An 18,845-nucleotide genomic window follows, 5' to 3' on the forward strand; every position below is an offset into this window, starting at 1 on the left:
CTGGAATCCCCGTCCGTTAGGGCGGGGAGAGGTCAAGGGCGATGTCTGCGGCAAGGGCATCGAGGCGGCGAAGGTCACCGCCCTGGCCCGCTACACCGTGCGGACCGAAGCGACACAGCATGCGCGGCCGGCCGCCATCCTGCACCGGCTCCACGAGGCGATGGTGGAGCAGCGGGTCAGCGATCGGTTCCTGACCGTTGCCCTGGCCGTGTTCCGACCGGTCAAGGGCGGTGTCAGCGGCTGGTACGCCAGCGCCGGCCACCCGCCGGCGCTGATCCGCCGTGCCGACGGCTCCGTGGAGGAGATCCATGCCCCCGGCACCATGCTCAGCCCACTGCTGAAACCCGGGACCACCAGGCTCGGCGAGACCCGTTTCCGTCTGCACCGTGGAGACGCCGTGCTGCTCTACACCGACGGCATCACCGAGGCACGTGACGGCAGGGGCCCACTGTTCGGCGAAGATCGTCTCGCCGTCGAGCTGGCCGTGACGCGGGGCCTCGGCGCCTCCGACACCCTTGCCCACCTGCGCGACCAGGTCCGCATGCATTCCGGGCCCTACGCCGCCGACGACACCGCCCTGATGCTCCTGCACGTCGACACACCCACGGCTTGATCTCTCGCCCACCCGGAGGCACTGATGGACGTCGCCGCGCCGACGCCCGCCGGGGCGGCTGGGGACTGCGCCGCATCGCCGAAGCGTCCCGGTACTCCCACGAACAGGTCCGCACCCTGCTGGCTCAGACCGCCCCCGGACCCGACCGTAGGCAATATTCGACAGCTCCTCCGGGATGACCCCACGGAAACTCCCCAGCTTCGCGGTGCCGACCAACCCGAAGTCTCATCGGAGCCCGGGCCGAGCCGCTCCGGCCCGGGTCTTGATCGCGTGGATGACGTCGTTCTTGGCGTCGGCGTAGTCGTTCATGTCGGTCCACCGGCGGGTCATCAGATTCCTTTTCACGTCCTCGTACAAGGCGCGGTCGGCGGCGTCGGTACGCAGGTGGTCGCGCAGCAGCAGGTAGTCGTGGATCGCTGTGGCCCCGCGCTCGTAGATGTGCACGTGGACGTCACGGGCCGGGGTGCGTACGAGCCGGTGCCCCGGCTCGCGGACCCGCAACTCGTAGCCGGCAGCCAGCAAGCCGTCGAGGTAGTCCTCCTCGGCGGTGATGTCGGGGACCGCGACGACGATGTCGACGATCGGCTTTGCGGCCAGGCCCGGCACCGACGTGGAACCGATGTGCTCCACCTCGACGTCCACCGCTGTCACCGCGCCGAGGATGCGCTGCCGGTGCTGGTCGTAGGCCCGCGCCCACCGGGGGTCGTGGTCGCACAGGCCGACCTCGAGCGGCTCCGGACCTCCGACGATCTCGACCGTCGTGGTGTCCGGGTGGCGTGGTTTGCTGCTGTTCGTCACCGGTACATCCTTTGAGCTGTTGTGGTGGGCAGCCCGAAAACGTAACCTCCGTCAGCCCGGGGCACAAGCGGCGAACCCCGCGACCGCCCACGATCAGGAGCCGACGATGACCGACAGCGGCAGTATCTCCGACGGGTTTCACACCTTCGACGAGTTGTACGAGTTCCGGCGGCTCTACCACGCGTACGCCGCCCGGGCCTGGCTCTCCGACGGGTATCCGGTGATCCGCTCGTGGCGGCACCACGACGGAGAGCCCTGCTTCGGCGGCGGCTGGTTCATCGTGGTGGCGCAACTGCCCACCGGCCAGGTCAGCAACCACTACCGGTCCGCGAGCTGGTCCTTGTTCGATCATGTGCCCGAGGTCGAGACGGCCCCGGTGTGGGACGGGCACACCACCGCCGACGTGGCGTCCCGGCTGCGCGCCCTCCTCGCGGCGGGAAGGTAGTCGGCGAGGGGCATCGTCAGGACGCGGCGAGCGAGACCAGCAGGCGCAGCTTCTCGGCGTTGTCGCCGGTCTCGTCCGGGTAGTAGAGCACCAGCAACAGGCCGTCGACCGGCAGCTTATCGCGGTGTTCGAAGACTTCATGCTGGGTCAAGGCGCAGGGTGCTGTTGCTGGCCGGGGGCCGGATCATGGCCAGGGTGTTCCATACGGTCGGGCCATATTTATCCCGGTATGCCTGGTCGATCCGGGCGTTGAGCTTCGAGTTGTCGACGGGGGTGAATCCGACCGGGTGCGAGGTGGCCGAGGCCGCCCATGCCGATCACGGCGACCCGCGTGCCGGGGCCGGCGTTCCAGTGTTTGAGGGGGCTGTAGGTGGTGATGCCCGCGCACAGCAGCGGCGCCACGGCCTCGTACGCGATGGCCTGGGGAACGCGCAGGACGAAGTCCTGGTCGACGACGATGTGGGTGGCGTAGCCGCCCTGGGTGATAGTGCCGTCGCGGTCGACGCCGGCGTAGGTGAGGGTGTTGCCGGTGGTGCAGTACTGCTCCATGCCGGCGCGGCATTTCTTGCACTCGCGGCACGAGTTGACCAGGCAGCCCACCCCGGCCCGCTGGCCGACCGCGTGTCTGGTGACCTCGGCGCCGACCGCAGTGATCACGCCGACGATCTCGTGGCCCGGGGTCAGCGGGTAGGTGGCGTCGAACCATTCGCTGCGGGTGACGTGGATGTCGGTGTGGCAGACACCGCTGTAGCGGACCTCGATGAGGACATCGTGGGGCCGAGGTCGCGGCGATCGATGGTGGTGCGTACCAGCGGGTCGGTGGCTGAGGTCGCAGCGATGGCGTTGACGGTGAGAATGACGTCCTCCTAGTGGTCGGTGGCGAAGTCGCGTGAGGCCTCGATGCCGGGTACGGCGAGCACGATGGCCGGTGAGGTCGGTTTCACGCCGGTCCGTTTCGGTCGGAGGTGGGTGTCCGCACGGGCGGTGTGGCGAGGCGGGCTCGGGTGAGGGTCCAGACGGTCAGGGCGGTGAGGGTCAGGGCGAGGGCGGCGAGCATGATCGCTGTCCAGCCGCCGGTGGCCCACAAGGGGCCGGCCAGGGCGGAGCCGATGGCGCCGCCGAGGAAGTTGGCGACCACGACCGCGGTGTTGAGGCGGCTGCGGGCGGCCGGGTCGAGGGCGAACAGGCGGGTCTGGCCGAGGACCAGGGTGGCCTGGACGGCCACGTCGAGCAGGATGACGGCGATGATCAGCGCGATGATCGAGGTGCGTCCGGCCCAGGCCAGCAGCAGGGACAGTGCGAGGAGGGTGGTGGCGGCACCGTTGGCCGGTACGGACCAGCCCCGGTCGTGCAGGGCACCGGCGTTGCGGGCGGCGATCGCGCCGGCCAGCCCGGCGAGCCCGACCAGGCCGATCTGGGTGACGGTGTAGCCGAACGGGTCGGCGGTGAGCAGGTAGGTCAGCGAGGTCCAGAACAGCGAGAGCACCGCGAAGGTGGCCGCGGAGATCACCAGCGTCGGGGGTACGGCCCGGTGCTGCGCGATGGTGGTGAACACCGAGCGCAGCAGCCGCGGGTACGGGATCGGCTCGCGCGGTCCCAGTTCGGGGATGATGCGGTGCAGCACGACGGCCACGATCACCGTCGCGACGGCGGCTAGCGCGAAGATGGCGCGCCAGCCGAACAGGTCGGCGACGACGCCGCTGATGGTGCGCGAGCCCATGATGCCGATCAGCGCGCCGGAGGCGACCGTGCCGACGACGCTGCCCCGGCGTTCCGGTTCGGCGAGTTCGCTGGCGAGCGGCGTGAGTAGTTGGGCGCCGACGGTGGTCAGGCCGAGGCCGCCGAGGGCGGCGAGCAGCACCCCGTATGCCGGCGCCAGCGCGGCACCGGCCAGCATGACGGCCGACAGCGTCAGCATCAGCGGGATGAAGCGCCGCCGGTTGAGGACGTCACCGAGTGGGACGAGCAGGAAGATCCCGGCCGCGTAGCCGATCTGGGTGACGGTGACCAGGACGGCGGCGGCCGTGGAGGAGACACCGAACGCGTCGGAGATGATCTCGATGAGCGGCTGGGCCCAGTAGAGGTTGCCGACGGCGAGCCCGGCGGCGATGGCGAACACCATCGTGCGGGCCGGCGTCAGCCGGGTCGTGGATGTCAGGGACATGACCTGTGCTTTCCGGCCGGGGCGCAGGACGAATCAGCCGTCCCGCGCCCACAACGGTGGGAGGGTTACTTCTGGCGGACGACGGCGATGCTGAAGTCGAAGTCGCCGAAGGTCTCCGAGAGCGTGAAGAACAACCGCGAGTACATCTCGATGCCACGGGCGCCCTTGATGCCGCCGAGGTCGATCGCCGCGTCCTGCGGCCAGCCGAGCTCGCGCAGCAGCCCGAGAACGGTCTCCTTGGCGGCAGCGTCGGCGCCGGCGAGGAAGACGTTGTGCGCGCTGCCCAGGCGGGACGGGTCGACCATGGTGTCGGCCAGCATCGGGGTCAGGGTCTTCACGACCTGAGCCTCGCCGAAGATGCGCTGGATCTGCTCGCCCAGGCTGTCGGTGTTGGCCACCGACAACAGCGGCGGCATGCCTTCGGACATGTCCAGCGGCAGCGCCACGTCGATCAGCGGCTTGCCGGCCAGGTTGCCCGCACCGGCGGCGTGCAGCGCCTCCAGCGAGAAGGCACCCGAGGTGGCGTTGATGACCACGTCGGCGCTCGCTGCGGCGTCGGCGAAGGTGGCCAGGCGCACGCCGGGGTTGCTCTGCTGCCAGATCGCGTAGGGCGGGTTGCCCAGCCAGTCCGGCTCGGTACACGCCAGGGTCTGCTCGACGTCGCGGGTGCCGACGACGACCTCGTGCCCGAGGCCGGTGAACCGGCTCGCGAACGCCCGGCCGACCATGCCCGTACCGATGACAGCGATCTTCATGACAAAACTCCTGAAAGAAGGCGGCGGGCGCCGCCGGTGAGGTGATCCGCTTACGAGGAAACCGCTTCGCCCGCCCGCCTGACAGGCCCGGCTCTGACGGGTCACAACGTGACCCCCCAGCCGCTCTGAACAGCGCTTACCGTGGAGTCATGGACACCCGGGCCGAAGTGCGTGACTTCCTCAGGACACGACGCGCCAAGATCACCCCCGAGCAGGCGGGCATCGCCTCGTACGGCCAGCGCCGCGTGCCGGGGCTGCGCCGCGACGAGGTCGCCCGGCTGGCCGGCGTGTCCGTCGACTACTACGTGCGCCTGGAGAAGGGCAACCTCAACACCGCCTCCGACAGTGTGCTGACCGCCATCGCGAACGCGCTGCACCTCGACGACGCCGAACGCGCTCACCTGTTCGCCCTCGCCCAGGCCTCCCGGGCGGGCAGCCCTCGCTGCCGGCGCCTGCAGTCCCCGGCGATCCGCCCCTCGGTGCAGCACTTCCTCGACACGATCACCGGCTCCGCCGTGCTGGTCCGCAACGGCCGCCTGGACATCCTGGCCACCAACCCCCTCGGCCGGGCCCTGTGGGCGCCGGCGATCGACACCGTCGTCGGCCGACCCAACATGGCCCGGTTCGCGTTCCTCGACCCGCACGGCCCGGACTTCTACGGCGACTGGGCCGCCGTCGGCCGCGACGCGGTGGCGCTGCTGCGTACCTAGGCCGGCCGCACCCCGTACGACAAGGACCTCACCGACCTGGTCGGCGAACTCGTCACCCGCAGCGACGACTTCCGTACCTGGTGGGGCACCCACGACGTGCAGCTGCAACACTCCGGCACCAAGGTGCTGCGGCACCCCATCGCCGGCGAGATGACCCTCACGTTCACCGCGATGCAACTACCCCTCGACCCCGGGCTGACCATCAACGCCTACACCGCCGAGCCCGGCTCGGCCTCCGAGGAGAAACTCCAGCTGCTGGCCAGCTGGTCGGCGCCCAGTGCCCCGGACCGCCTCCCCGCGGACACCGAAACACCACTGACCTAACCCACAGGCTGCACCACCAGGCCGAGCGCCCGATCACGGGCGCTGGGCAGATGACGCACGCCTCGAACACACCCGCACCACGCGAAACCGGAGAAACCCATGAGTGAGCAGCTCACCCGCACCCTCACCACCGGCGTCGAGATCCCGTACCTCGGGTTCGGCACCTACCTCATCCCGGACGCCGAGACCGCCGATGCCGTCGAAGCCGCGATCATCGCCGGCTACCGGCACATCGACACCGCCGAGGTGTACGACAACGAACGCGGCGTCGGCGAGGGCCTGCGCCGCGGCCTGGCAGCCACCGGCTTGACCCGCGCCGACGTCTTCGTCACCACCAAGCTGTGGCCCGGCAACCCCGGCGCGTTCAAGAACACCGAAACCACCCCGCGGGCGTTCGACGAGAGCCTGGACAAGCTCGGTCTGGACTACGTCGACCTGTACCTGATCCACGCGCCGTTCGAGCCCGCCCAGCGCCTCGACCAGTGGCGCGCCCTGGTCGAGCTGCACAAGAACGGCAAGGCACGCGCCATCGGCGTCTCGAACTTCAACACCGGCCACATCCAGGAACTCGTCGCCGCCGGCCTGCCGCTGCCGCACGCCAACCAGATCGAACTGCACCCGTGGTCGCAGAATCCCGGCATCGTCGCCTACCTCAACGACAACGACATCACCCCGATCGCCTACAGCAGCCTCGCCCCGCTGTCGACCTGGCGCACCGCCCCCGGCCACGGCAGCGGCAAAACCGATGCTCAGCGCGCCGAAGGCCGGCGCGAGGACTCCCCGTTCAAGGCCATGGCCGCCAAGTACGGCGTGACCGAGGCCCAGCTCCTGCTGCGCTGGGGCATCGAGAACGGCTTCCCCGTGCTGCCCAAGAGCACCAACCCCGCCCGGATGCGGGAAAACGCCGACCTGTTCGCCTTCACCATCGACGCTACCGACCTGGCCGCTATCACGACCATGGACCGGGGCAACGGCCTGGTATGGGGAACCGACGACCCCACCCATGCTGCCTGAGACAACAGCACCCGACGCGGCACTCCATGCGCGTTCCTACCTCCCCGAACTACACCGGGTAGGACCGCGCACCGGAGGCCCGTTTGTGTCGGCTCAGTTGCCGTGCATGCCGCTGATCAGGGACTGCCAGGTCATCTTTCCGACGATGCCGTCGACGGCCATCGAGGGCTCGTCGTGGTCGCGGACGAAGTGCTGCCAGTTGCGTACCGCCGCCTCGGTTTTCGGTCCGAAGACGCCGTCCACCAGCGGCGCTTTGTTCGGGTCGCCGGACCCGTTGCGGAACTGGAACTCCTCCTGCACCGACCGCACGGCGTCACCGCGGTCGTCACGCCGGACCGTGGTCACCAGGGCCTGCCAGGTCAGCGGCCCCACGATGCCGTCGACGGTCAGCTGCCGGTCCTTCTGGAACGCGCGTACCGCCGCGTCCGTCTCCGATCCGAACTCACCGTCCACGTCCACGGTGTGACCGCGCTGCCGCAGGTGGTACTGCAGACTGGTCACCGGGTGAACGTCGTCGCCCCTGCTGACCAGCGGCCACGCTTCCAACGCCATCTCGTTCACTTCCTCCCGGCGGACGGCCGCGCTCGGGCCGCCCAGCCCAGCCATCCTCACGCCCGCCGGATATCGACAGCGTTCTCCGTCGCGCTCCCGACAGCCGGTTGGCACGCTGCCGGTCAGTCCTCGTACGACTCGGGGAAGTAGAGCTCCGCGAAACCGGTCGCCGTGCCGTTGCGGGTGGTCATGACAACCGTGCCGTCGCCCTGGGCCGCCCACTTCTGGAACTGTGCCGCGGTGACCTTGCAGACCGCGGCCACCAGGTCCTTGTCGGTGCACTCGCGCCACCGGTCCGAGTCGATCAGGGCGTAGGTGGCGTCGTCGGCGCGCGGCAGCGTGATCTTGGCGGTGCTGTGTTCGATGGCGTACGGATACGAACACTGCTTGTCGTCCAGCGGGATCTTGAAGGCGCGGCAGAAGTCCGGATTCTTCATGTAGATGACCGGCTCCACGACGACCGAGCGGTTCCTACCGGCCTTGAACGCCGCGACCCGGACGACCGAGACGGTGTCGCCGACGCGTACGTCGGTGAAGGTCGGTTTGACGTCTTTCGCACTCGGCACCGCGGACTGCGGCGTGGAGGCCTGCGGCACCGCCGCGCCCGCGTCACAGGCAGCCGGCCCCAGCAGCGCGAACACGACCAGGAGCAGAGTTCGGATCCTCATAATTCCCTGATCTCCACGTTCTGGAAGGACACCCGGCCCTTGGCGGTCTCGGTGAACGGTTCGTTGCGCATGCTGAGCCACACCTGGCCGCTCTTGCGGCTGCGTGCCGGCAGGTCCGCGGTCAGCACCGGGGCGCCGTCGACGGTCACGGCCACCGTCTTGTCCTCGACCAGCACCTGGACCCGGTGTTCGGCCCGGTCGGCGAGAACCTTCGTCGCCTCCTTGGCGAGCGTGTCCCGAGAGTCCTCCTTCTGGTCCCACAGCTCCACCTTGCCGCCGCAGAGGACCACCGCGAACGAACCGTCCTCGGTGATCCGGTCGGCACCCCAGAACCAGACGTTCGCGCAGCTGGTCGGCGTCAGCAGGGCGACCGTGACAGCCACCGCATGGTCTCCGGTGATCTTGTCGGCCGGGCCGTCGCAGTAGATCTCCTCGGCCGGGAACTCCGAGTCGTCGTTGTACGCGACCATCCGGCCACCGCTGAACTCGCAGACACCACCGTCACTGGACCGGTGCCACTGACCGTCCCGGGTCAGCGGATCGCTGATCAGCAGACCCGCACCGATCGGGGAGTACAACGGTGCCGACGCCGCGGCCGACGGAGTGGGCGGGGCAGCCGTGCCCGCCTCCTGCGAGCCGGTCGCCAGCTTCCGGCCACCGATCAGCCCGAGCAGACCGAGAACGGCGACACCCGCGGCGACCACGGTCAGGGTCCGGCGGCGACGGCGTTTGCGGTGCCCGCCGGCCCGGGCCGCCAGCGCCGCCCGTCGCAATTCCGGGCCGCCGCCCAGGTCCTGCATGCTGTGCGAGCCGGTGTCCAGCAGCAACTCCAGCAGCTCCACCGCGGACGGCCGCTTCGCCGGGTCCTTGGCCAGGGTACGGTCGACGATCTCCCGCAGTGGCGAGCTGAGCCCGCGCAGGTCCGGCGGCTGGGTCAGGATCCGCGCCGCGGTCGCCGGCTGCGAGTCGGCCTGAAAAGGCGTTCGACCCGTTCCCGCGTACGCCACCACGATGCCCCAGGCGAACACGTCAGCCGCCGGGCCGACGCCGCGAGCGTCGGTCTCGAACCGCTCCGGCGCCATGTAGGCCAGCGTGCCCACCATCTGATCCGTACGGGTGTGGTTGCTCGTGGCGTCGAAGGCCCGCGCGATACCGAAATCGATCACCTTCGGGGTGCCCAGCGAGAACAGCACGTTGCGGGGTTTGAGATCCCGGTGGATGACACCGGCCCCGTGGATCGCGGTCAGCGCCGTCGCCACCCCGATCGCGACACTGTAGAGCTCACCGCCGCTCAGCGGCCCCCGCGCCGCGACCACCTCGGCCAGGTTCGGGCCGTCGACGTACTCGACGACCAGGTAGGGCGTCTCGCTTTCCGGATCCGCGTCGAGCACCGCCGCCGTACAGAAGGACGGAACCTGCCGGGCCCGGTTGACCTCGCTGCGGAACCGGCCCCGGAACTCGGGCTGGCTGGCCATCTCGGCCCGGATCGCCTTGACCGCGACCCGCCCGTTCGGTCCTTCCCCCAGGTAGACGGCACCCATGCCACCCTCACCGAGCCGCCCGAGCAGGCGATAACCACCAAGCTCGGTGGGATCAGCAGAACGCAACGGCTCGATCGGCATGGCGCGAAGGCTACCAATTCACCGTAACCGGAGCGCACAGCCGTCGATCGGCGCCGCCATCCGGTCCGGCAGCATGGGCCGCATGATCGACTCCTTGAGACTGATCAGGTCCGTGCCGGGAGCGCCGTGGCTTCCCGAGGAGAGCACCGCCGAGGTCTGGTCCGGTGCCGACATCGAGGTCCCCGAGCCCGCGGTGATCGTGCGTCTTCTCGTACAGCGCCAGGCCGGTACCGGGCGGGAGTTGTTCTGCATCCGGACGCCCAAGGGCTTGGACATCCCCACGGTGTTTCTCGGCACTGAGGACGGCTGGCGTCCCGCCTCGGAAGGGATCGCCGAGCTGACATCGCAGTTTCTGACCGACGGCACGGCTACCCGATGTGTCGGTTTCGTTCGGAACATCGTGCCGGCCCCGGATGAGACGTATCGACTGCCGGCACCGCTCGCGCACGTGCCCGTCTTCACGCCCCGCGATGCGACAGCCGTCCCGCCTGAGGACGCCGGAACGTGGATCGGCGATCCTTCCCCACTGGCGGAACGCCACTGGTTTCCCATCGCCTGTGAGGTGCTGGGCTGGCCACAAGGGTGAGTCTCGTGCTCCCCGAGCCTCGGACGGGCAGCTGCCGGACATTCCCGCTTCCGGGATGAGCACGGGCGGCGTACACAGAAGAGGTGTGGCGCTGTTCTGATGGTCACTTCTGGGCTGTTCGCTGGTGAGCGGGGCTGACACGCCGGTAGGTCGGTGGTGGCACACGGTGGCTCTCGCGTGTCGGCCGGGCCGGGCTGTTGAATGGCCGCCATGCCCAAGGTGAAGCTCTCCGCCGACGTCCACGACCAGTTCAGCCGCGCGGCCGAGGCCGGCGGGATGACCGTCCGGCAGTGGCTCACCGCCGCTGGGCGGCGGCAGGTGCTCATCGACACGGTGGTGCGGGATCAGCCGGGCGCCCGGGTGCTGCAGGTGCCCGTGGACGCGGTCACCGGCGCCCACCTCTACCAGGAGGCCACCCGGACCGGGACGTCCGGCTCGGTGTACGCGTTGCGGCTGCTGCGGGAGGTGGTCACCGTCCCGGCGATCGACCCGGAACGGTTGTGGGCCGACATCCTTGCGGCGATCAGCGCCGGAACCGCCGGGCCGGCGCCGGTCTGACCCGGCGCCCGGGTGGTTCGTGTCGGTTTACCGGGCCGGTTCGTCGGCGGTCGGTGGGGTTTGTTCGTGGCGGCGGCGGATCAGGGTGGCTTCGGCGACGAGGCGCCGGGTCCGGTCCTGGGACTTCTCGGCCCGGGCGGTCGCGCGGGGTGGTGCGGGCGGCCCGGACTCGACGCGTTCGCCGGCCATGAGGCGGCGGGCCCGTTCGACCTCGGTGTCGACCTCCGCGCCGAGCAGCAGGCAGGCGTTGATCAGCCACAACCAGAGCCAGAGCAGGGCGAGACCGGCGAGCGATCCGTACGTACGGGAGAAGGTCCCGGCGAGGTGGGAGAACAGTGACAGTCCCGCCGACACCGCCACCGTCCCGGTGATCGCGACGACCGCGCCGGGGGACAGCCACCGGACCTTGGACAGGCGCACATTCGGGACCGCCTGCAGGAGCAGGGCGACGACCAGGGCGGCCACGGCGAGCAGGGCGGGGACCTTCAGCCAGGCCCACGCGTCGACGGTGCCGTCGCCGAGCCGGTCGCGCAGTGCTTCGGTGACCGGTTCGGACACGACCAGGGTGAGAGTGATCAGGGCGATCAGCACGAGCAGGAGCAGGGTGACCCCCAGCATCCCGGCGCGGAGCCGGGCCACGGACCGGCCCTCGGGCACACCGTGGATGTGGTTGGCGGCGTGACTGAACGCGACCACGTACCGGGACGCGGTCCAGATCGCGCCGATCAGACCGGCGGCCAGACCCCAGCCCGGCGCCGGTGACCGGGACAGCTCGCCGACCCAGATGACGACGGGTGCGGTGAAGTTCGCGGCGCCGACCCGGTCGAGGATCGAGATCAGGGCGGTGATCGTCTCCGGGGACTGCCCGGCCAGGCCGAGGATCGAGACGATCACGGTCAGGGCCGGGAACAGTGAAAGGGTGGCGTGGAATCCGAGGGCGGCGGCGTGGTGCGGGCACGCGTCGGCGAAGAACTCGGCGACCGAGCGGCGGGTCACGTACCACCAGACGGTGCGGGGGAACTGCCAGATGGAGGCGACGTCCGGGCTGTCCGGGTCGAGCATGTTCCGGCGGATCGTCGCCGGGTTCGGGATCGGAAAGCTCACGGGTGGGGCTCCAGGTGCAGGTTCGGTGGGACCGTGCCGACCGTACGGCGTGGCCCACCGACCTGCGGATTCAGGGCCCTCCTATCCGTTGCGGTGCTCTTGCCACACCTCGCTGGTGGCGTACCGGTTGTCGTAGCGGTCGGCTCCGGCGGTGAGGTTGTCGAGGGTGGCTTCGCCGCGGTAGAGGCGTTCCAGGAGGCGGTAGTACTCGAATCGTTGCTGGCCCGGTGTGTAGATCGCCAGCATGTCGGCGGCGCTGCCGGCGGTCGGTGCGAAGGCGTGCACGACTCCGGGCTGGATCACGACCAGGTCGCCGGTGGTGAGGGTGGCCACCCGGTCGCCGGTGAGCACGTCGAGGGAACCGTTCAGGACCAGGATGGCCTCGGTGGTTCGGGTGTGTGAGTGCGCGGGTGCTCCGGGTGAGCCGGTGTCGAGGACGGCGCGGTTGATGGTGAGGGCTCCGCCGGTGTGGTCGGCGTCGGCGAGCAGGTGCAGTTCGCTGGTCGGCCCGTCCTGGACGTGTTCGGCGGTGGCGGCGCGGGCGATCCAGACACCGGTGGTGGCGAGGTTCTCGGGCATGGCGGTTCTTCTGGTTCTCGATATTCTGGATACTTGACATCCAGAATCAACTGCTGATGGCGTACGGGCGAAGAAGGGGTTTTTGTCAGGCGCGGGTGTTCTCGAACCATGCGCGGGTCTGCCGGGGCGCTCCGGGGGAGAACGTGAGGACCCGGTCGCGGATGTCGGCGAGGGTCTCACTGGCCAGCTCGCGGCGCCAGGCGAGGTCGGCTCGGCTCATGGTCTGGGAGACCGCGCAGACGGTGCGGTAGTCGGTGGCGGGGTTCGCGCCGGGGCCGTCGTGCAGGATCTGGGTGCACTCGAACGCGTTCGTCCGGCCCTCGATGGCGGTCACCACGTCGAGCACGGAGATGTCCTCGAGGCGCCGGGCCAGCCGGAAGCCGCCGCGCGGGCCCGACGTGGAGGTGAGGATGCCCGCCCGGACCAGTGCCTGGAGTTGCTTGCCCAGGTAGGCCGGCGGGAGGTGGTAGAAGGCGGCCAGCCGGGCGGTGGAGGCGCCCTCCCGGGTGTCCTCCTCGATCCAGCCCAGGTTCAGGCAGGTGTGTAGCACCCACTCGACGCCGGCGTTCAGCTTCATATCCTGGACATTACCTATCCAGAATTTCGCCGTCAAACGTCCGGCCGCCGGGCAGGAGCGGGTTACGACGGTGGGTTGAACCAGCGGGTCAGGGCCGCGACGGCCGGTATCGAGGTTGTCGTGACGGTGGCGAAGGCCGCGGCGACGGCCCACCAGACGACGGCGATGACATAGGCGATGTGGGTGTACCCGGCGGTGGTGTAGCCGGCCATCGCGGCGTAGCCGATGGTGAGCAGGGCGCCCGCGGCGACACGCAGGAACAGCCCGCGGGCGACGATCATCGCGGTGGCGATGCCGAGCAGGATCGCGCCGCCGTACTCGGCGAGGGCTCCGAGCGCCTCGGCGTGCCAGACCAGGGTCTTCCACCAGCCGGTCACCTGGTAGTGCTGCAGATTGTGCAGGTAGATGCCGGTCGATCCGAGGGCGATCGGGATCAGGGGTGGGCTGATCCGGTGCAGCCAGGGCAGGAGCGCGGTGGCCGGGATGCGGGCGGCGAACAGGGCGATGACGGCGGCGCTCGCCGCGATCGGGGTGGCGGCGATGAAGGTGGCGCGCAGGTAGTCGGTGGTGTCCAGGCCGACGGAGACCATGGTGGCCAGGGCCCACAGTCCGGCGGCGGCGAGGCTGAGGGCGGCGGCGCCGAGGAAGCCCTGCCGCAGCAGGATCCCGGCGGTGGTGCGGTCGTCCGGTGGCGGCGCCAGGATCCAGGTGGTGGGGGCGAGCTGGGCGGCGGACCAGGCGGTGAGGGCGGCCAGGGCGGCGGCGAGGCTGAGTGTCGGAGTCGGCAGCATGACGCCGCGTACCGTGATCCCGATCTTCATGATGTAGGCGCTGTCGATGGTCAGGTGCAGCAGGGCGGCGGAGAGACCGGCCAGGACGACTACCCGCACCAGGTTGGCCACGGTCAACCGGGCGCGCGGCAGCCGCACCGAGGCGGCGGTGCCGGTCGGTGCGAGGGCCAGGGGTTTGGTGAGCTGGAGACCGCCGCGGGCGACGGCGTGCGGATCGTCCAGCACGGTGGGTACGGGCAGCCCGGCGACCTGCAGCCCGGCGGCGAACTCGGCGGTGACGGCGTCGCCGCCGCGCAGGACCACGGTGCTGACGTCGGCGGTGGTCAGCCCGGCGTCGGTGATCAGGGTCTTGACGTTCTCGGGGAGGCGGTCGAGGTGGGCGGCCGCGGCCACGCTGACGTCCTCGCGGTCCAGGGCGGCGGCGCGGTGCGGTGGGGGCAGGAGCAACGCGACGCGTGCCTGGGTGGCGAGGGCGGCGCGGGCCTGGTTGATCTCCCGGGCCCATTGCCAGCCGTACGCCGGTGGGGTGCCGCCGGTGGCTCGGGTGAACAGGGCCCGGTCGATGCCGTCGGCGTGCGGATCACCGGCCCGGAGGTAGGCCACCTGCTGGAAGCCTTCTTCACGGTCCAGCACCGTGAGGTCGAGGTCGCTGGTGGCGGTGACGACGTAGCGGCCGGTCGCAGTGGTGGCGAGCGCGGCGGCGACGGTGGCGATGTTGGGGTCGGGCAGCCCGGCGGTGGTCGCGGCCTGCTGCAGGCGCTGCCGGATCTGTGGTCCCCAGGCGTGCGCGGTGACAAGGGTCAGCTCGGTGATCCGGCCGCCGGTCGTGGTGGTCGCGGTGCGGGCGACGTGGGTGAGGACGGCCGCGGTGGCGTCGACCGGGTCGACGGTGCCACCCGCGGCGGTGTCACCCGCGGCGGTCTCACTCGCGGCGGCGGGGGAGTGCAGCAGCGCGAGGGGGTCGGGGTGGTAGGCGCCGGGGTTGTCCATGCCGGCGGTGAGCGCGGCGGTTCCGGTCAGCAGGGTGCCGGGTTGCTGATGGACGCCGCTGGGCAGGCGCGGCTGGCCGTCGAAGTAGACGGGGTGCACGACGCCGGCGCGTTCGTAGACGGCGGTGGTCCACCAGGGGCCTACCTCGATCGAGAGGTGAAGATCCTTCGCGGGCATGCCGGGCAGTGTGGCAAACAGTACTGTCCGTGCACGTCCGGATTGGAGTGATCTTCTTATGGTGATAGACCGGCATGAATGTGGTGGCGATCGGGGGTGACTTGCCGGTAAAGGTCGGAACCCGGGAACCGCAGGGGGAGAGGATCACGTTGGCCGAGGGCAGCACCACCGACGACGAGGTACAGCGCAAAGCGGCGGCGTACGCCAGGCAACCGACCGTCTGGGCCGCGGCGCCGCAACCGGAACGCGGACCTGGAGCCGTACGGCGAACCCTGGATCTGATCCGCATCGCCACCGGTGTGCTGGTGCTGGCGATCGTGCCGCCGGTGGTGCTCACCCTGGTCTTCGGCAATCCGGCCGGGCTGATCCCGTCGGGGGAGCAGTTCACCGAGTTCCGGGCCGCCAACCTGGCCTGGCACATCCCGGACCTGGTCGTCCACACGGTGGCCGCCGTGCTCTGGCTGTGCTGGCTCGCCACGGCGGTGCTGCTGGTCGGCAGCCTGCTGTCGCTGGCCGGTGGGTGGCGCCTGCCTCGGTGGCGGTTGCCGGCGCCGGTGCACCGGATGCTGTTCGGGCTCGCCGGAACCGCGGTCGTCGCCGTCGTCACCACCCCGCACGGTGGCGGCAGCGCTCCGGCTCCGGCCGTTGCTTCCGCCGGGACCACGGATCTGCAGCAGGGAACCGTCACCGTTCTGGTGGGGGAAGAGCGGTTCTCCTACCGCGTCAAACGCGGTGACAGCCTGTCCAAGATCGCCCGGAAGTGGCTGGGGGATGCCGACCGGTGGCCGGAGATCTGCCGCCTCAACCGGCATCAGCACCAGGCCGGCGGGGCCCGGCTCACCGACTGCGACCTCATCCGCCCCGGCTGGCAACTGCGCCTCCCCGACGATGCCCGGCAACCGGGCGCGGGCACCGAACCGGAACGCCGGGTTCCCGCGCCCCGACCTCCGGTAGCGGCGCCCGCCGATCCTCCCGTCACCGCACCGAGCCCGCCACCGTCGTCGCCACCACCCTCGACCTCGGCGACGCCGTCCGCCACTGCCTCACCCCAGCCCTCCACCAGTGACGACGGGATCCACCTGCCCAGCGGTACCGTCGTCACCTGGACACTGGCTGCCGCGATCAGCACTGTGGTGGCGCTGCTCTGGCGCCAGCGCAGCCGCCGACGGATCGCTACCGGTAGCAGCATCGAGTTGCCGGCGCCCCGGCTACCCGAACCGGTCGACACCATCCACCGCCACGCCCGGCACCGGCCCGGCACCCCCACCACCACGGTCCTGCCGGCACGACCGATCGGCTTCGACGGCCCCGGCACGCCCGGCGCCGTCCGCGGGCTGATCCTTGCCGCCCTCACCACCGGCGCACCGGACGACCCCGACCACCGCGCCGAAGTCGTCATCGACCGCGCCACCTGCACCGACCTGTTCGGCCCCGGCCTCACCGGCTGGCCCCGCTTGCACATCACCGCCGACTTCACCGACACGATCAACACCGTCGACGCCCGCATCCTGCACCGCGCCCGGATCCTCGAAGAGCACAACCTCGACACCCTTGCCGCCGTACGCGACACCGCCCCTGCCGAAGAGGCTCTCCCGCCGATCCTGCTCATCGCCACGGCCACCGACGCCAGCGCCGAGCACGCCCGCATCACCCTCCGCCTGGGCACCGAACTGGACATCACCGCCGCACTCATCGGCCCGTGGCGCGACGGCACCACCCACCAGATCACCGCCGACGGTCACACCACAGCCCAGGACGGCCACTCGCCCCTGCTGCCCGAGCAGGTCGACGTCCTCGACCGCGGCGACGCCCTCGCCCTGCTGGCCACCATCCGCGAAGCCCACACCGGACAAACCGCCACCACCGAACCTTCCCAGCCCGAATGGCCCGACCCGTCCCAGCTCGAACCGGTCACCCAGCCGGTCGAACAGAACACCGGCGAACCCACAGCCGAGCCCGGCACCGTTGCTCCCGTTCGGATCCGCGTCCTCGGAGCCCCGCGCATCGACGGCATCACCCGGCCCGGCAACAACCTGCGCGCCAAGGCCGCCGAACTCGCCGTCTTCCTGGCCTGTCACCCCGACGGCGCCGACACCGACACCATCGGCGAACACCTGCTCGGCGACGTCCGCTTACGCCAGGCCAAACAACAGGTCCACACCAACGCCTCCAACCTGCGCCACGTCCTGGCCCGCGCCGGCGGCCTCAACCCCGGCGGCTACCTGCTCAAACGCGGCACCACCAGCCGGTATCGTTTCGACACGGCCACCGTCACCGTCGACCTGTGGCAACTACGCGACCTGCTGCAACGCGCCCGCCTCACCCCGGCCCCGGACCGCACCGACCTGCTCCAGCAGGCCTGCGACCTGTACACGGCCCCACTGGCCGACGGCCACGACTACGAGTGGATCGACCCGCACCGCGAAGCTGTACGCCGCTGGGCGAGCGAGGCCCACCTCCTGCTCGCCGAAGACCTTCTCGCCGCCACCCCGCAGAAAGCGGTCGACATCCTGGCCAAAGCCATCACCCTCGACCCATATCGCGAAGACCTCTACCAAGCGGCCATGCGAGCCCACCACGCCCTCGGCGACAGCGACGGCATCCGCACCGTCCTGCGAGCCCTGACGAAAGCCCTCACCGACCTCGACGCCGAACCGGATCCAAAAACCATCGATCTGGCGAACCAGTTACGAGCCGGACTCATGAGACCGGGCAGGGCCTCTGGCCAGAACGCACCGCTACCGAATTCAGGACATTAATGCGGCCAGAACTACGCCCTGATCGAGAACGCCGACGTCGATTTCAACCTGAATATTGCGATCAACCGGAGGAGGGCGCGCGCATCAATCGGCGATTTCTGATCGTAAAATTGTTCTCGAAAGCGCGGACGAGCCCACCGGCACATCGGATGCCGGGAACGCCGATATGGGCATAGAAACGCACAGCAAGTGATCCGCCGGTCGGTGTTGCTATTTTGGTGAATCGCCCGGGAGGATCACTTCTCGCCGGGAACGAGCCGGCCCGGCGACGCCTGCCGCCGTTTCCAACTGACGGCGAGGACCCGGACGGCACCTGCCATGCCGGCTGCCGACAGCACCGCACCGCTGACGAAATCAGCCACCCGGTTCGGCCAGGGGAGCACTGCGGACGTGAAGAACAGGCCGAGGACCCATGGTTCGAGCATGGCTCCGGCGGGCACCACGAGCCTGCTCACCAGGCCGATCGGGCCCGGGCGCCGGGCGATCGCGCCGACCAGGCCGAGAGGCCCACCCACGATCATCGCGCCCAGGAGCCAATGCCGGTTGGCCGACCAGACATCCGCGTCGAAGATTCCGAAGACCATGCCGACGCCATAGTGCACGACACACGCGATGAGCAGGGAGGCAGCCCCGGCGGCCACGGCCGCCAGCGGCTGGCGGACGAGCCATCCGGACAGCACCGCGAGCCCGGCCCACACCGACCCGGCGTTGACCAGCTGGCTGACCGTCAACCGCCCGGCCAGCAACGTGTTCGCCTGACCTTCCAGTTGACTCACGGTCGTCACATTCGAGGCGAGTGAAACCAGAGCCAACCCGCTGGCTGCGGCAATTACCAGCCACCATTCTCGTCGCGCCATGGCGAGAGTTTAGCTCCTATGAAATCATCACGGGGTCTGGAGTGGATCCGCTCTGGGCACGACCTGATTGGCAAAAGTCACATCGACCGGTCGATGGGGGCAAGATGGTCTCGGCAGTTTCGGTCGGCCGCGGAAACGCTGAAATCCGTATCGGACGGGCTTTTGGAGGTGTGGGTGGAGAGGGCTTTCTGGGCCGTCTCCC

Annotated in this window: 18 protein-coding genes and 2 pseudogenes; 7 read left to right on the top strand and 13 right to left on the bottom strand. The window is 70.0% G+C overall.

What is annotated here, in order from left to right; all coding sequences use genetic code 11:
- Positions 1 to 613: PP2C family protein-serine/threonine phosphatase (locus Aco03nite_RS42650; protein WP_203806976.1), on the top strand; the 613-nt coding region annotated here is incomplete at its 5' end.
- 225 nt (positions 614 to 838) lie between these two features.
- On the opposite strand, the gene Aco03nite_RS42655 is transcribed toward Aco03nite_RS42650, so the two are convergent.
- Positions 839 to 1,411, bottom strand: a complete 573-nt coding sequence (locus tag Aco03nite_RS42655) for a GrpB family protein (protein WP_203806978.1) — start codon at positions 1,409 to 1,411, stop codon at positions 839 to 841.
- 106 nt (positions 1,412 to 1,517) lie between these two features.
- Between Aco03nite_RS42655 and Aco03nite_RS42660 the strand changes: the two genes are divergently transcribed.
- Complete coding sequence (locus Aco03nite_RS42660; RefSeq protein WP_203806980.1) at positions 1,518 to 1,856, top strand: WDGH domain-containing protein; 339 nt, start codon at positions 1,518 to 1,520, stop codon at positions 1,854 to 1,856.
- Between the two features lie 16 nt (positions 1,857 to 1,872).
- On the opposite strand, the gene Aco03nite_RS54400 is transcribed toward Aco03nite_RS42660, so the two are convergent.
- The 4 genes and pseudogenes from Aco03nite_RS54400 to Aco03nite_RS42675 all read right to left on the bottom strand — a co-directional run bounded on the left by Aco03nite_RS54400 (position 1,873) and on the right by Aco03nite_RS42675 (position 4,775).
- Entirely contained in the window at positions 1,873 to 2,007 is a 135-nt protein-coding gene (locus Aco03nite_RS54400; RefSeq protein WP_275415962.1) for a hypothetical protein, read from the bottom strand.
- 137 nt (positions 2,008 to 2,144) lie between these two features.
- A pseudogene (locus Aco03nite_RS42665) lies at positions 2,145 to 2,713 on the bottom strand (alcohol dehydrogenase catalytic domain-containing protein); the annotation flags it as partial.
- Positions 2,714 to 2,796: 83 nt separating this feature from the next.
- Positions 2,797 to 4,020: an MFS transporter gene (locus Aco03nite_RS42670; protein ID WP_203806982.1), complete on the bottom strand. Its 1,224-nt coding sequence runs from the start codon at positions 4,018 to 4,020 to the stop codon at positions 2,797 to 2,799.
- Between the two features lie 65 nt (positions 4,021 to 4,085).
- Positions 4,086 to 4,775, bottom strand: a complete 690-nt coding sequence (locus tag Aco03nite_RS42675; protein WP_203806984.1) for an NADPH-dependent F420 reductase — start codon at positions 4,773 to 4,775, stop codon at positions 4,086 to 4,088.
- 149 nt (positions 4,776 to 4,924) lie between these two features.
- On the opposite strand from Aco03nite_RS42675, the pseudogene Aco03nite_RS42680 reads away from it, so the two are divergent.
- A pseudogene (locus tag Aco03nite_RS42680) lies at positions 4,925 to 5,809 on the top strand (helix-turn-helix transcriptional regulator).
- 99 nt (positions 5,810 to 5,908) lie between these two features.
- Positions 5,909 to 6,823, top strand: a complete 915-nt coding sequence (locus Aco03nite_RS42685; RefSeq protein WP_203806986.1) for an aldo/keto reductase — start codon at positions 5,909 to 5,911, stop codon at positions 6,821 to 6,823.
- Positions 6,824 to 6,916: 93 nt separating this feature from the next.
- On the opposite strand, the gene Aco03nite_RS42690 is transcribed toward Aco03nite_RS42685, so the two are convergent.
- From Aco03nite_RS42690 to Aco03nite_RS42700, 3 genes are all read right to left on the bottom strand, one after another.
- Complete coding sequence (locus Aco03nite_RS42690; RefSeq protein ID WP_239145913.1) at positions 6,917 to 7,429, bottom strand: peptidoglycan-binding domain-containing protein; 513 nt, start codon at positions 7,427 to 7,429, stop codon at positions 6,917 to 6,919.
- Between the two features lie 68 nt (positions 7,430 to 7,497).
- Entirely contained in the window at positions 7,498 to 8,043 is a 546-nt protein-coding gene (locus Aco03nite_RS42695; protein ID WP_203806988.1) for a hypothetical protein, read from the bottom strand.
- A complete protein-coding gene (locus Aco03nite_RS42700; RefSeq protein WP_203806990.1) occupies positions 8,040 to 9,665 on the bottom strand; it encodes a serine/threonine-protein kinase in 1,626 nt (541 codons plus the stop codon). Before Aco03nite_RS42700 ends, Aco03nite_RS42695 begins: the two co-directional genes overlap by 4 nt.
- An 82-nt stretch (positions 9,666 to 9,747) precedes the next feature.
- Between Aco03nite_RS42700 and Aco03nite_RS42705 the strand changes: the two genes are divergently transcribed.
- Positions 9,748 to 10,251: a hypothetical protein gene (locus Aco03nite_RS42705; protein ID WP_203806992.1), complete on the top strand. Its 504-nt coding sequence runs from the start codon at positions 9,748 to 9,750 to the stop codon at positions 10,249 to 10,251.
- A gap of 210 nt (positions 10,252 to 10,461) precedes the next feature.
- Positions 10,462 to 10,809, top strand: coding sequence for a hypothetical protein (locus Aco03nite_RS42710; RefSeq protein WP_203806994.1), 348 nt, complete (start codon positions 10,462 to 10,464; stop codon positions 10,807 to 10,809).
- A 27-nt stretch (positions 10,810 to 10,836) separates the two neighbouring features.
- On the opposite strand, the gene Aco03nite_RS42715 is transcribed toward Aco03nite_RS42710, so the two are convergent.
- From Aco03nite_RS42715 to Aco03nite_RS42730, 4 genes are all read right to left on the bottom strand, one after another.
- Positions 10,837 to 11,913, bottom strand: a complete 1,077-nt coding sequence (locus Aco03nite_RS42715) for a YihY/virulence factor BrkB family protein (RefSeq protein WP_203806996.1) — start codon at positions 11,911 to 11,913, stop codon at positions 10,837 to 10,839.
- Between the two features lie 81 nt (positions 11,914 to 11,994).
- Positions 11,995 to 12,492: a cupin domain-containing protein gene (locus Aco03nite_RS42720; RefSeq protein ID WP_203806998.1), complete on the bottom strand. Its 498-nt coding sequence runs from the start codon at positions 12,490 to 12,492 to the stop codon at positions 11,995 to 11,997.
- 85 nt (positions 12,493 to 12,577) lie between these two features.
- Positions 12,578 to 13,069 carry an RrF2 family transcriptional regulator gene (locus tag Aco03nite_RS42725; protein ID WP_239145903.1) on the bottom strand — a complete coding sequence of 164 codons (492 nt, stop codon included), beginning with the start codon at positions 13,067 to 13,069 and terminating at the stop codon, positions 12,578 to 12,580.
- 62 nt (positions 13,070 to 13,131) lie between these two features.
- Positions 13,132 to 15,027 carry an Hsp70 family protein gene (locus Aco03nite_RS42730; protein ID WP_203807000.1) on the bottom strand — a complete coding sequence of 632 codons (1,896 nt, stop codon included), beginning with the start codon at positions 15,025 to 15,027 and terminating at the stop codon, positions 13,132 to 13,134.
- 149 nt (positions 15,028 to 15,176) lie between these two features.
- Between Aco03nite_RS42730 and Aco03nite_RS42735 the strand changes: the two genes are divergently transcribed.
- Positions 15,177 to 17,786 carry a BTAD domain-containing putative transcriptional regulator gene (locus Aco03nite_RS42735; RefSeq protein ID WP_203807002.1) on the top strand — a complete coding sequence of 870 codons (2,610 nt, stop codon included), beginning with the start codon at positions 15,177 to 15,179 and terminating at the stop codon, positions 17,784 to 17,786.
- 236 nt (positions 17,787 to 18,022) lie between these two features.
- Here the strand turns inward: Aco03nite_RS42735 and Aco03nite_RS42740 are convergent, their stop codons facing one another.
- On the bottom strand, positions 18,023 to 18,643 hold the full coding sequence (locus Aco03nite_RS42740) for a hypothetical protein (protein WP_203807004.1): 621 nt from the start codon (positions 18,641 to 18,643) through the stop codon (positions 18,023 to 18,025).
- Between the last annotated feature and the right edge of the window lie 202 nt (positions 18,644 to 18,845).

It is taken from the genome of Actinoplanes couchii (assembly GCF_016862075.1).
In the GTDB taxonomy this organism is placed as follows: Bacteria; Actinomycetota; Actinomycetes; order Mycobacteriales; family Micromonosporaceae; genus Actinoplanes; species Actinoplanes couchii.